The 13,345-nt window shown below is 58.4% G+C and carries 7 protein-coding genes; 5 read left to right on the top strand and 2 right to left on the bottom strand.

Annotated elements, in window-relative coordinates:
* Window positions 1-209 precede the first annotated feature (209 nt).
* Complete coding sequence (locus ACLIRY_RS10910) at window positions 210-590, bottom strand: helix-turn-helix domain-containing protein (protein WP_413205421.1); 381 nt, start codon at window positions 588-590, stop codon at window positions 210-212.
* 724 nt (window positions 591-1,314) lie between these two features.
* Here ACLIRY_RS10910 and ACLIRY_RS10905 point away from each other — a divergent pair.
* The 5 genes from ACLIRY_RS10905 (at window position 1,315) to ACLIRY_RS10885 (ending at window position 10,514) form a co-directional block, all read left to right on the top strand.
* The gene (locus tag ACLIRY_RS10905; RefSeq protein ID WP_413205420.1) at window positions 1,315-4,389 is read left to right on the top strand and encodes an ATP-binding protein; all 3,075 of its coding nucleotides are present in this window, start codon (window positions 1,315-1,317) and stop codon (window positions 4,387-4,389) included.
* A gap of 66 nt (window positions 4,390-4,455) precedes the next feature.
* Window positions 4,456-4,911 carry a two-component system response regulator gene (locus ACLIRY_RS10900; protein ID WP_413205419.1) on the top strand — a complete coding sequence of 152 codons (456 nt, stop codon included), beginning with the start codon at window positions 4,456-4,458 and terminating at the stop codon, window positions 4,909-4,911.
* Between the two features lie 220 nt (window positions 4,912-5,131).
* Window positions 5,132-6,175, top strand: a complete 1,044-nt coding sequence (locus ACLIRY_RS10895; RefSeq protein WP_413205418.1) for an amino acid ABC transporter substrate-binding protein — start codon at window positions 5,132-5,134, stop codon at window positions 6,173-6,175.
* Window positions 6,176-6,192: 17 nt separating this feature from the next.
* Window positions 6,193-9,633 carry a response regulator gene (locus tag ACLIRY_RS10890; RefSeq protein ID WP_413205417.1) on the top strand — a complete coding sequence of 1,147 codons (3,441 nt, stop codon included), beginning with the start codon at window positions 6,193-6,195 and terminating at the stop codon, window positions 9,631-9,633.
* Window positions 9,633-10,514, top strand: a complete 882-nt coding sequence (locus ACLIRY_RS10885) for a diguanylate cyclase domain-containing protein (protein ID WP_413205416.1) — start codon at window positions 9,633-9,635, stop codon at window positions 10,512-10,514. The genes ACLIRY_RS10890 and ACLIRY_RS10885 overlap by 1 nt, the downstream gene beginning before the upstream one ends.
* A gap of 91 nt (window positions 10,515-10,605) precedes the next feature.
* On the opposite strand, the gene ACLIRY_RS10880 is transcribed toward ACLIRY_RS10885, so the two are convergent.
* The gene (locus ACLIRY_RS10880) at window positions 10,606-13,293 is read right to left on the bottom strand and encodes a response regulator (RefSeq protein ID WP_413205415.1); all 2,688 of its coding nucleotides are present in this window, start codon (window positions 13,291-13,293) and stop codon (window positions 10,606-10,608) included.
* Between the last annotated feature and the right edge of the window lie 52 nt (window positions 13,294-13,345).

The following is a 13,345-nucleotide window of genomic DNA, read 5'->3' as shown; positions in this document are numbered from 1 at the left end:
GGCCAAGTTGGGTCGCAAAGCGACCCAACTTGATCTCGAAGATACTCTAGGACGGTGACTCCAACTGGCGGAGAAGGCGGGTTCGTCGCTCCGTCGGGGGCGCGGTCAGGGCGGTGTGAAGCAGGGTCTGCGTCAAATGCTCCCTTATACCAAGCGGCGCGGGTTGAAACCCACGCCGCTTTTCTTGCGTTCAAACGCCACGCAGGCTTTTATGCGCCATAAGGCGCGGCGGCCACTTGGCCGCTTCCAAGGTGCGGTGAGTCAAACTCACCGCACCTTGGTATTAGGCGGGATTCCAGGCGTTTGGGGCGGCATGGCGGCTCCAGGCCCTCGACGAAATAGGTCATGGGGACGTCCAGAAGAACCGATAGGTCGTGGAGCGTCTTCGCGTCTATCCGCGAGGTTCCCTCTTCCCAGGCGCGAAAATCCTGGTGTGGAATGCCCAGTAGCGACGCGAGCCAGCGACGGGACAGGTGAAGGTCATTCCGCCGCCGGGTCAACCGACGGCCCATATGCAGGGCAGCCGGATCCGGGACAGAGGTGGAGACGGAAGCGGAGATGGGCGAAGGATAGGGGGTTTCCGATGTCATGGCCGAACTCCTCAGGGCCAGAGGCGGAACCGGGGCCGGGTGAACGGGCCGAGCCGACAAGGCGGGTGCCAGGATAAACCCGGCCCGCCCGGCGCCCGGTCCTCAGCCTCCGGCCTTCACCACCAGGAAACACTCCCGAACCCATGACGGGTCTGGGGAAACGGCGAACAATCGGATATAACAAGCATTAGCCATGGCTCTGCTACTCCTGTGGTTGAGCAGGGTTGTGGTCAGGCGACGGGAGGTGCTCCTACACCTTTCGTCGCCGCTAAGCTTGCCCGAGAGACGGACAGGCAAGCGAAGTATATCTCGAATGGGTTGTCAGCTCCACCATAAAGGGTCGGAGTGCGTCTGTTGCCGGTGGGACCGAAGGGGGGCAGGCGGCCCTGCGGAGCAGCATGGAACAGTCCGCAACGCGGGGTTTGGGGAGGCCGTGCCTCCCCAACTGGGTCCGGGCGAGAGCCCGGGTTTTTCTTCTTCGAGTCGCAATCAAGCCCGCGATGACGAACTATTGCGCCACAATATAGTACCGTCTCTCCCTAACTTTCGGCTCATTTTTCTTGATTCGACGGTGTCATTTTTCGCGTATTGGTCAAACCGGTTATTATTCAGGCATTCTACGAGATCTCATTTCATCAGGGTTGTACCCTGGCCCAGTTCTCTTGCCTCGGGTGGGGTGCGGGGGTGCTGGTGGGCTCTCGATCGACCGGAGTAGTGGTTTGGCATGAATGACCCAAGAAGGATCAAGTCCGTTTTGGAAGAGGGGGGGCGTGTCGCGGCGGGGCGGCAGGCCGTGGCCATACTGGATCGGCAGGATCGGCTGCTATCCTGGGACGAGGGGCTTTCGTCCCTCCTCGGGCCGGGACTGCGGCCCCTTAAAAAAGGGGGGGCGATTTCTGACCTGCTGGAACCGCTCGCCATCGTTCCGGCCTCTTCGGGACAGGACTGCTTTCGCACCCTGGATGGGCGGGATCTGGAGATTGTCACCCTGACGCTGGGGGAGGGCGACCAGCGGGTTCTTTCCGTCCGGAATATTGGCGAACTGAACCGGGCCGTGGGGGTCGTTCGGCAAATTTTCCAGTTCGCCCCCTTTCCCATGTTCATGGTCGAGGCCTCGTCGCGGGTCGTCTCGCGGATCAACAACCGCGCGGCGGAGCTGTTTCCCTATCCTCCTGGCCAGGGGCAGGTGACCCATACTCTTGATGATTATATCGGGTCCAAAAATAGACGGCGCTTCATGGGCCGAATGGAGCGCCAGGGCTTCGTCGAGGACATGGAAGCCGAGGTTACAACCCTCTATGGCCAAACCCTTTCGGTCCTGTTGAGTGGACAGCGGATCGAAGCGGGTGCCGACAATCTTCTGTTTGTCAGTATCAACGATATCACCGACCGGAAGAATTTGGAAAGCCAAGCCAACCGGGTGTTCGAGGTGGCTCCGGCTTGGTTGCTGCTTTGTCGACGGGTGGATGGAATGTTGATCCGGATCAACCGCCGGGCCTCGGAAGTCTTCGGCAATACGGTCTCTCCCAATGGACAAAGTTGGAAGACCATTCCCGATCTGTTCGGTCAGGAGGCCTGGAACGAGTTCCGCCTGCGTCTGGAAAATGGCGGGTATGTCGATGATTTCGAAACACAATTGCAGACGGAATATGGGGAAATTCTTTGGGTTCTGCTGACCGGACAGGCCATCACCGTCGAAGATGAGTCCTGTATCCTGGTCGGGGCCAATGACATCAGCGACCGGAAACTGGCCGAAGAAGAATTGACCCTGGCCCGCAACGAGGCCATGAGCCATGCCCGCGCCAAAAGTTCCTTCCTTGCCTCCATGAGCCATGAGATCCGGACCCCGTTGAACGGGGTCCTCTCGACACTGGACTTGCTGTCAACCTCCGTTGTCGGGAGCCAGGAAAGCTACCTGCTTTCGCTGTGCCGGGATTCCGGCGAGACCTTGATGACCATTATTAACGATATTCTTGATACCTCGAAGATCGAGGCGGGGATGCTCTCCCTTGAAAGGGTGCCGTTTTCCGTATCCGATGTGGTTGAATCTGCGGCTGAACTCCTGGCCCGGAAAGCGGAGGAAAAGGGGCTCGAGCTGGTGGTCTATGTGGATCCCCGGATGCGGTCGAGTCTTGTGGGGGATGCGGTTCGCATCCGCCAGATTTTGCTGAATCTGATCGGCAACGCGGTCAAGTTCACGGACCGGGGGCATGTTTCGGTGCGGATGGGCCTTCAGGGAGTCGCGGATGGCAAGGCTAACTTGCGCTTCGATGTCTCCGATAGCGGGATCGGGCTTTCCCCAGAGCAACAAAGTCGGCTGTTTCGCCCATTCTCGCAGGCCGAAGATGACACCGCGCGTCGGTTTGGCGGGACCGGATTGGGGCTGTCCATCTCCAAACGTCTGGTGGAAATGATGGGCGGGCGGATCGGTGTCGTTTCCAAGGAAGGAAAGGGGGCCACCTTTTGGTTCCGCCTGTCCCTGCCGGTCGTGGAGGACGAACAGGACGGTGCGTCGGAGAAGTGCGAGGGGCCCGACCTGAGTGGATACCGCGTTCTTGTGGCCACCGTTGGTGAGGTGACGCGCAAGGGGATCCTGGCCTATCTCAAGGCCGCGAAAGCCCGAATATCAGATCTGGGGACACCCCTTGACCTTCTGATTCTCGACGACGCCATCCCACGGGAAGATCGGGAGGAAATTGTCGAACTGGCTGGGGCTGGGGGCGGGACGGACAGGCGTCCTGCGGTTCTGTTGCTTGCGGCACGGGGAAATGCCGGGCAGGACACGGCAGGTCGGGCCGACGCGATCGTCACCAAGCCGGTTCGCCGGGATGTGTTCCTGGAAACCGTTGCCTTGTTGTGCGATCCCGAGGCGGCACCCGGTCAGGGCCGCCATGCGGCGGTGGCGGCAAGGCCCCTCGGTTGGGTGGCGCCCTCGCGCGAGGATGCCACCTTGGCCAAGGCCATGGTGCTGATCGTGGATGACAACAAAACCAATTTGATTGTACTGGGGCGCTTTCTGGAGCGATTGGGCTTTGCCTATGACATGGTATCGTCTGGAGAAGAAGCCCTGGAGCTGCTGCGAAATCCAAATGCGGGCTATGGGATTCTGATTACGGATTTGCAAATGCCGGGCCTTGATGGGTTCGGTTTGGTTGCGGCTTGGCGCGAACAGGAAGAGGCGCTCGGCTCGGCTCGCCTGCCTGTGGTGGCCTTGACGGCCGATGTCATGCCCGAAACCGTTTTGCGTTGCACGGAAGTGGGGATGGATGCCTATCTGACCAAGCCGATCGATCCCAAGGCATTGGAAGACATGCTTGTGCGTCGTTTCCCGGTCGGGGCGACCCTGCGCAGGGAGGAGGCTCCGGAGGAGCTTGCGCCTTCGTCCAGCGGAGTGTCTCTGGAGTCCGGGCCACAATTGAGGGAAGATGGGGGCCGTGAACTTGGGAACCCAGCGATGAACGAGGAGATCCCTGTATTGGATCTCTCCTCCATCCTATTTATTTTCGATAGCTTTACAGCGGAAGCACGGGCGATGTTGACAGATAATGTCGATCGGGTCGCGCCCATTCTAGAGGATGCAACCGCCCAACTGTCCGAGGGTGAGGGGACAGAAGTGCTTGCTCTTCTGCATGCGGCCAAGGGGGCTGCGAATACCACTGGGGCCTTGGCTTTGGGGGCGTTGTGTGCTCGGCTTGAATCTCTTGTCTTGTCCGGTGAGATCGACCAAGCCGCCCGCGAGGCAAAAGACCGGATCCCCGGCGCCCTGGCTGAGGTGCGGGCTGCGATTGCATCTCAATAGGGGATCCGTTGGCATACTTGGGCAATGGGGCGACTGCGGAGTCATGTTTCATCGGAGGGAGTTTGGATGAAGAAGATTACAGATTACAGTGGGTTCGACTTTCTCATCATCGACGATCAAGATGTTGTGCGGAATATTCTGCGTGGGTTTTTGTTCAAGATTGGTATCACGACCGTGGAAGAGGCCTCGGACGGAACGGAGGCCATGCGCATTCTGGAGAGATTTACGCCAACGGCCATTCTGTGTGATATCGATATGAAGCCGATGAATGGGTTTGATTTCCTGCAGACCCTTCGCACCTCGTCGCTTGGAGCTCGGCATTCTCCGGTGATTATGTTGACCTCCCATTCCGACACACGGTTTGTTGAGGCGGCCAAGGCCTTCCGAGTCGACGGCTATTTGGTGAAGCCCTTTAACGGTCCACGCCTGAAGGCCGTTGTGGACAAAATCCTGGAGGGGCGTCCGAAGGTCGATGGGGTGGATCGTCTGCGTAAATATTTGGCCGCATCCGCTCCTGAGTAGGAGCCTGTGTCGCGCCCCTTGGGCCCGGCGGTGGGGTTTTGAGTTGTTGGTTTGGGATGTCCCTCAAAGGGGCTTTCCCGGGTGATCAAATGCACGGCTCCGCCGTTCAAATAGATTCACTGTCTGGGCATTTTTATCTATATGTATGACCCTCCTGTATCGACTATAGTGTAGCGCTATTGGTTTGTTTTCGGGTTTTGGGTGGTACGGATAGAACGCTATGAGTGTGAAATTGGCTTTGGCACGTTTGGGTCAGGTCTTGGCTCTGGTCTTGTCCTTGTCCTTGTCCTTCCTGTGTTTGGAAAAAGGTGGCGCGGCGGCGTCGACATTGGACTCGGTCAAGGATGCTGGGGTGCTGCGCTGTGGCGTTCAGGAAATTGGCCCGGCGTTTTCCAATATCGACGAGACGGGACGGTGGGTCGGGTTCTACACGGACTTCTGTCGGGCAACTGCGGCTGCGATTCTTGGGGATCCCGAGGCGGTGGAATTCGTTGTTGTCGGAACCGATGATCGGTTTTCGGCTCTCCGCGACGGAGACTTCGACGTCTTGATGAGTTCTGCAACCTGGACCTTGAGCCGGGACGTTGATGGATTGACCTTCATGCCCCTGTATCTGTTCGATGGGCAGGGGTTTTTGGTCCATAAGGTGTCGGGGGCGAAAAGCCTTGTCGATCTGAAGGGCGGTACGATCTGTGTTGAGGATCATACGACCTCCGTGGCCAATGTCCGCGATTATGACACGTCCCACGGCATGAACTGGACGGTCAAACCCTTCGCGACGGTGGAGGGGGCCTTTAATGCCTTTTTCGAGCACCAGTGCGAGTCCGTCACCACCGATGTGATGTCTCTGGCGTCCAGCTGGTTGTTTCTGGCTCCAAACCCGGAGGATCACGTCATCCTGCCCGATCGCATCAGCAAGGAGCCCTTGTCGGCGGTGGTGCGCAGTGACGACGTCCAATGGAGCGATACCGTGCGTTGGATCATCAACGCCCTTATTTCCGCAGAAGAGTTGGGAGTGACCTCCAAAAACGTGGAGCAGATGAAAACCTCCAATAATCCCGAGGTTCGCCGCCTTTTGGGCCGTGAGGGGTCTGTGGGGGCGTTGCTCGGGCTGGATGAGGCCTTCGCCGCCCGGGCCCTGGCCGCCATGGGGAACTATGGGGAAATCTATGACCGCACCATCAAGAAAACCCTGCATGTCGAGCGCGGGATCAATAACCTTTGGACCAAAGGTGGTTTGATCTGGTCGCCTCCCATACGGTGAGGGGATAGAACAACACCATGACCTCTTCCAAGTCCCATCGGTTTGGCGTCGCAGGCCGGATTACCTCCGGCCTGATTGTTTTGGCGTTGTTGTCGATTTGCGCGGCGGCTCTTGCTTTGTGGGGGCAGGGCCAGGTTCGGGCGGATTTCGATAATATCGTCAATGTCAAAATGGTCCGGCTCGATGCAGTGGCACGTCTGGTCCAGCGGGTTGAGGCCATCGCCGCCACCGCCCCGCGCATTTCCACCGCCAGGCAGCCCGCAGACCTGCGGCAGAGTGTGCGGGAGATGACGGACCAGCTTCAGGTTCTTACGGATGCCTTTGAAAATACCCGACGCACGGGATTGCCTGAGGCGGAGCTCATCGAACTGGGCAACCGTGTTTCCAAGATGAGGGAGAATCTGTCTGGTGTTGTCGCTTTGGTGGAACAGAGGGTTGCCTTGGACCAGCGGGAGCAGTCGCTGACCGAGTCTTTTTCGGATGTTATTCGGAGACAGGGCGCACGACGCGGGGAATTACGGACCCTGGGCCAGGATGGCCAACGGATAGAGGACGCCCTTCGGCGTATCGACCACATCATTTTTTCGGCGTTAACCCAAAGACGCCCTGGGACATTGCAGGTCTTGGAAGAGAAACTGCGGGAAGAGAGCCAGGGCATTGAAACCGTGGTTGCGGCCCTGCCCCCCGACGCGTTGGCGGCGGATGTTTCCGGGCTTTTTGCGGACGTAGACCGGGTGGCTGTGGGACCAAACGGTGTTTTTTCTGTCAAGCGGGACCAACTGGAGGTCGCTGCTGCCTTAAAGGGCAAGCTGCGCCTGAACCATGTGTTGACGGTTCGCCTCGTGTCGGGCGCATCGGCGATCTTCAGGGAGATCGAAGAGGAAATCTCTGCGGATCGAACGGCCCTGGGAAAACAGCTTGATCGGCTGTCTCGCATGTTGAGCGGGATTGTTATCGCATCCGCTCTGGGGGCGGCTGTGGTGATTTTCTACCTCCGCCGCCATGTGGTCTCTCGGGTGATCTCGTTGCAACAATGCATGAACGACCGGGCCAAGGGAAGGGCAACGCCCATCCCCCTGGGGGGGCGGGATGAGATCTCCGACATGGCCCGGACGTTCAGCTATTTTGTCGATGAGATTGCGAGGCGTGAAACGGCTCTGTCACAGGCGCGGGACGAGGCCGATAAGGCCAATAAGGCGCGGGGCGATTTCCTGGCGAATATGAGTCACGAAATTCGCACTCCCATGAACGCGATCGTCGGCTTGAGCCATTTGGCCCTGAAAACGGATTTGAGCCCGCGGCAACGGGATTATCTGGTCAAGATCGGTGGAGCATCGAATAATCTTCTGGGGATTATTAATGATATTCTAGATTTTTCCAAGATTGAGGCGGGAAAGCTCGAGATTGAGCGGGTGAGTTTCAATCTGGAGAAGGTCTTGGACAATGTGTCTTCCATCGTCGTCTCCAAGACCGACGAAAAGGGATTGGAATTCGTTGTCTCCTGTCCGCCGAACATTCCCCAAAGCCTTTTGGGTGACCCTTTGCGGCTCACCCAAGTTCTGATCAATCTGTGCGGTAACGCGGTGAAATTCACTGAGAGCGGTGCTGTCGTCCTCTCGGTCCATATGACGGGAGACGGCCGTAATTCAGTGGTCCTTCAGTTCGAAGTGCGGGACACGGGAATTGGCATGACCGAGGAACAGCAGGGGCGGCTGTTCAAATCCTTTTCCCAGGCCGACAGCTCCACGACCCGGAAGTATGGTGGCACGGGCCTCGGCCTCAGTATCTCCAAGCAACTCGTCGAATTGATGGGCGGCGAAATTGGCGTGCGCAGCGCGCCAGGGGAGGGCAGCACCTTTTATTTCACCGCTGAATTCGGCCTTGGCGTCCAGGAAGAGCGGAAACGGCGCCTTCCGGACCCCGATCTGCGCGGGAAATGGGTTCTGGTGGTCGACGACAATGAAATTTCCCGGGACATTCTGTCTGAATACCTGACGGCCATGAATTTTAATGTGCGAACCGTCGACTCCGGTGTCGCGGCCCTGAGGGAGCTGGAACGGGTCGAGAGGGAGTCGGAGCTGCCGAACTATGATTTGGTGCTCATGGATTGGAAAATGCCGGAAATGAGCGGTATTGACGCTTCGCGGCGGATTAAGGCCAATGATCGCTTGTCTAAGGCGCCTACTATCATTATGGTTACGGCCTTTGGTAGGGAAGAGGTGTTGCGGGAGGCTGAGGATCTCGAGTTGGGCGGCTTTATGCTCAAGCCTTTTAACGCCTCCATTCTTTTTGACACGATCATGAATGCATTTGGTCGTGGAGACTCCGATATTCCGGTCGCACCCCAGGTGGAAGAGAAGGGGGACGAGGCCATAGAAGCCCTAAGGGGCGGGCGGGTCCTTCTGGCGGAGGACAACGAGATCAATCAACAGGTCGCCCTTGAACTTCTTGAGGACAAGGGGCTTGTCGTTACCGTTGTGTCCAATGGCCGGGAGGCCGTGGATGCGGTTTTGAGCGACCAAATCGGGTTCGGTGTGGTGCTCATGGACATCCAGATGCCGGTGATGGATGGGTATGATGCCACAGCGGAAATCCGAAGCCATCCAGAGTTCAAGGACCTGCCGATCCTGGCCATGACGGCCCATGCCATGCGGGGCGAGCGGGAGAAATCCATCTCCAAAGGGATGAACGACCATATCAATAAGCCGATTGATCCCGATGCGTTGTTTGATGCTCTGGTCAAATGGATGACGCCCATTCCGCAGGACGGGGTTCCGCTACCAGAAGACCTCGGCGAGAAGGACGAGCGGGGAGATGCCGAGCTGTCGATCCTTCCGGAGAGTCTTCCAGGCTTCGACCTTCAAGAGGCCCTGAAGCGGCTGAATGGCAAGGAGAAGCTGCTGAAAAAACTTCTTTTGGCCTTTAAGGAGAGTTACAGGGATCTGGCAGCCACCCTTCAAGGCATGGTGGAGCGCGGCGAGGTGGAAGATGCTCAGCGACTGGCCCATACCCTCAAGGGAGGGGCGGGCAATCTGTCGGCGAAGGAGATCGCCCAGGCCGCAGGTCGCTTGGAACAGGCCTTCGCCGATCGGGACCTGAGCGCAGCTGCCAGTTTGACCGACGAGCTGGCGGCCCTTCTGGAGCCCTCGCTGGAGGCCATGGACGGGGCATTTGTGGATAGCCAAAAGAGGCCAGCCATCGAGACTGCGGTGTCAGGGTCCGCCGCTGATCCGGAGACGGTCCAAGCCATGATGGCGGAATTGGGTGCCCTGTTGGAGAAGAGTAGTTTGAAGGCGAGAAAGGTAGTGCCCGAGTTCACGCAGGTCATGGCGGGACAGGTCGGGGCCGATAAAATGGAGAGGCTGGTGGATTGCGTCGAACGTCTGGATTTCAGCGCGGCAAAACGGGCGCTTGATGAGATTGCTGAAGAAGTCAGCAGGTCCGGAGGGGCAGGGTGATGTCCGAAAAAAGAACGGTTTTGATCGCCGATGACGATCCTGGAAACATTGAAATCCTGAATGATATTCTGGAAGAAGAATACGACGTTCTGTTCGCCATGGAGGGACCCCGCGCGCTGGAGCTGGTCCGGGAGCAGATGCCGGATTTGGTCATCCTGGATGTCATGATGCCCGGGTTGAGTGGCTACGAGGTCTGTCGGGAATTGAAGAAAGACACGAAGACCGCGCATATTCCCGTGATCTTTTTGACCTCCCTGGATAACGATCAGGGGGAAGCCTACGGCTTGGAACTCGGCGCCATCGATTACATTGGCAAACCCATCCGCCCACCGATCGTCAAAGTCCGGGTTCGCAACCACATGGAACTCAAAAAATCCCGGGACCTGCTGGAAGTGCTGTCTACAATAGATAGTCTCACAGGTGTCGCCAACCGGAACAAGTTCCATCAAAAATTCGATGAAAGCCTTAAGTTGGCCAGGCGCGAAAGCCTGAACTTGGCCTTGCTGCTGCTGGACCTGGATCACTTTAAAGACATCAACGATACCTATGGCCATGCGGTTGGGGATGAAGTGCTGAAGGCTTTCGCGCATTGCAGTTCGCATGCTTGCCGAGAAACGGATATGGTGGCTCGACTTGGGGGGGATGAATTCGCCATCTTGCTGGTCAATCCTCAGGATCGGGACACAGCGGCGAAAGTTGCCGGGAAACTTCTGGAGACCCTGGAAAAACCGATCGAGATCCAAGGGAACCGTATTCAAATCGGAGCGAGCATCGGAATCGCCATGTACCCGGCAGACGGGGAAGACGTGGACATACTGACCAAGAAAGCGGATGCCGCGTTGTACGAAGCGAAAGCGAGCGGGCGGAATCGCCATATATGACGTGAGGAGTTGGGGAAGGCCATATCTTCCCACAAGGTCCTTTAATACCAAGCGGCGTGGGTTTCAACCCGCGCCGCTTGGTACAAAGAGGTCAGCCCAAACCAAGGTCAAGCAATGCCTTCGTCAAGGTGCCCCTGGTTACGGGTTTGGAAACGAAGCCATTCATTCCGGCTCTCATGCAGGCGTCCTGGTCTTCCCGATTGGCATTCGCGGTCACGGCAATGATCGGGATCTGGGCCCCATCTCCCTCCAGGGTGCGGATGGCACGGGTGGCTTCCAGGCCGTCCATTTCTGGCATTTGCATGTCCATGAAAACGACGTCGTAAGGCCGCTTGGAGACGGCGTCAAGCGCTTCCAGGCCGTTGGCCACCACATCGACCCGGTGCCCGAGTTTGCCGATAAGGCCCATGGCCACCTGTTGATTGATCACATTATCCTCGGCCACCAGCACCCGCAGTCGATGAAGTGTCACGGCAGGGGCATTTATCGCGTCAGGATCTTCAGGATGGGGCACTGCCCCGTTCTTGTGGGGGAGAAGGGTGCTCATGCAGACATCCAGCAGGGAGGATTGCCGCACAGGTTTCATCAGGAAGGCGGTCGGTGTGGTGGCCGGGTGGTTGCGCCGGTATTCCGTCTCCGAGATGGAGGAGGTCATAATCACCGGGAGGTCCCCGAGGCTTGGATCGCCGCGCAAAATGCTCAGGAGATCTCCGCCTGTCATGTCCGGCATCTGGAAATCCAGGAGAAGCAGATCGTAGGCCTTCTTGCTTTTAACGTTGGCGCGCAGTTCGCTCAGGCCCTTCGCCGCTCCGTCCAGGGCGGTTACTTGTAGGCCCCAGGCCGTGAGGATCCGTTCGAAGATTTCCCGGTTTACGAGGTTGTCCTCGACCACAAGGACCCGCTTGCCCATCAAGGGGGTGGTATCCCGCTTCGTCTCGCTGTCCCGGCATTTGCTGCTTCGGGGCAGGGGGAGTTCGAACCAGAAGACGCTCCCTTGGCCCGGGGTGCTGTCCACGCCGATCTGACCGCCCATGATGTCGACCAGCCATCGGCAGATGGCCAAACCCAACCCTGTGCCCCCATACTTTCGGGAGATGCTGGCATCCACCTGGACAAAGCTTTCAAACAGCTTGCCCAAGGACTCAGCTGGAATGCCGATACCCGTGTCCTGAACCTCAAAGCGCAGGAGGGCCACGGAGGGGGCTGCTTCCCCATTCCCATGTTCATCCTCAAGCATGGCGGGGGTCGATGTGGCCCGCAGGGTGACCCCTCCCTGATCAGTGAATTTTACCGCGTTGCTGAGAAGGTTCATAAGGATTTGGCGGATCCGCCCCTGGTCGCCCTCGAACAGGCCGTCGACTTTTGGTGGCACGAAACAGGCGATCTCGATTCCCTTGGCGTGGGCCCGGGGCGCAACGATCTCGATTGCGCTTTCGCAGAGGTGGGACAGATCAAAGGGGCTGATCTCCAGTTCCACCCGGTTGGCCTCCAGTTTGGAAAAATCGAGGATGTCGTTGATGATCCCCAAGAGGGCTTCTCCGGACTGGCGGATCGTATCGGCGAAATGCTCCTGCTCGCGGGTGAGCTTGGTATCCAGGAGGAGCCCGGCCATGCCGATCACGCCATTCATGGGGGTGCGAATTTCGTGACTCATGGTGGCCAGGAATTCAGACTTCACCTGGGTAGCAGCTTCGGCCTCCTCTTTGGCTTGGTGGAGCGCGGCCTCTTCCTCCTTGCGGCGGGTGATGTCCTCTTGGAAGGCCAGATAGCGGATGATCTCGTCCCGCTCGTTTTTTAAGGGAAAGACGTGGCTGTATAGGGTGTAGTCCCGACCATCCTTTGTTCGGTTGATGATTTCCCCGAGCCAGTTCCGTCCTTCTTTAATGGTCGCCCACATGGTCTCCATGTCTTCGGACGGGGCATTGGGTGATTTCAGAATCTTGGGATTGCGACCCAGGACCTCCTCGCGCGAATAGCCCGTGGTTGTCTCGAAGGCCGGGTTGACATAGCAGATGGCGCCAGTCACGTCCGTGATCAGGACTGTGATGGGACTTTGCTCCACGGCGTGGGACAGTTCCCGGAGCTGGATTTCCTTTGCTTTGAGGGCCGCTTCGTTGCGGCTGATGGCGTCGCGCATGGACTGGAAACCCTCAATGAGATGTCCAATTTCGTCGCGACCGACCCGTGGCAACTGCGCGTGATAGTCGCCAGCAGAAAGCTTGTCGACCGCCCGGGCCAAGCTGTTGACAGGGCGGATGACGACCACTTCCAGGCTCAGGACGATGGCCACCACGGCGGCCGAAAACACCGCCAGGACGATGAGCGCCAACCTCCGGTTTTCCGACCGCAGCTCGGTCAGACGGTCCTCCATGTCGAAGTAGAGGGTGATGCGCCCGAGCACACGCCCCTCAAAAAGGATGGTTTGGACGGTTCGGCGTGTTCCCTCTGCCCGAATTTTCGCAGGGGGATCCGTCAGGGGGTACAGGCGCCGATCGTTCCGGTCATGGAGTTCGATGGCAATCCAGTCTGGATGGTTCTTGATGTGGTGGTCCAGACTTTTATGAATGGTCGCGACCTGGATTTGCTGCATAGGCGGAACCAGGCTGTCGGCGAGGATTTCCACGTTGGTTCGTATGGCTTGCACCTGCCGGGCTTCGGATCGGGACTCCGCGTTTGGACCCCAGTAAAGCAGGATGAACACCAGAATCGCCGCAGCAACGCAGGCCATCAGGGCCGCAAGACGGACCCTCAGCCCGCCGAGCCAGGGATGGAGCGGCAAGGACCGCGGGGGCCGTTCCGGTGGGGGCCGACTATTCACCAGAGATACACTC

It is taken from the genome of Rhodospirillum sp. A1_3_36 (genome assembly GCF_047263945.1).
Classification (GTDB): Bacteria; Pseudomonadota; Alphaproteobacteria; order Rhodospirillales; family Rhodospirillaceae; genus Rhodospirillum.
Note: the sequence above shows the minus strand (reverse complement) of the source record. Positions and strands in the feature narration are given on the sequence as shown.

What these genes read in the sequence shown, in the direction of transcription:
- ACLIRY_RS10890 (WP_413205417.1), top strand. Translation starts at nt 6,193, where the DNA reads ATGACCTCTTCCAAGTCCCATCGGTTTGGCGTCGCAGGCCGGATTACC.
- ACLIRY_RS10905 (WP_413205420.1), top strand. Translation starts at nt 1,315, where the DNA reads ATGAATGACCCAAGAAGGATCAAGTCCGTTTTGGAAGAGGGGGGGCGT.
- ACLIRY_RS10910 (WP_413205421.1), bottom strand. Translation starts at nt 590, where the DNA reads ATGACATCGGAAACCCCCTATCCTTCGCCCATCTCCGCTTCCGTCTCC.
- ACLIRY_RS10885 (WP_413205416.1), top strand. Translation starts at nt 9,633, where the DNA reads ATGTCCGAAAAAAGAACGGTTTTGATCGCCGATGACGATCCTGGAAAC.
- ACLIRY_RS10895 (WP_413205418.1), top strand. Translation starts at nt 5,132, where the DNA reads ATGAGTGTGAAATTGGCTTTGGCACGTTTGGGTCAGGTCTTGGCTCTG.
- ACLIRY_RS10900 (WP_413205419.1), top strand. Translation starts at nt 4,456, where the DNA reads ATGAAGAAGATTACAGATTACAGTGGGTTCGACTTTCTCATCATCGAC.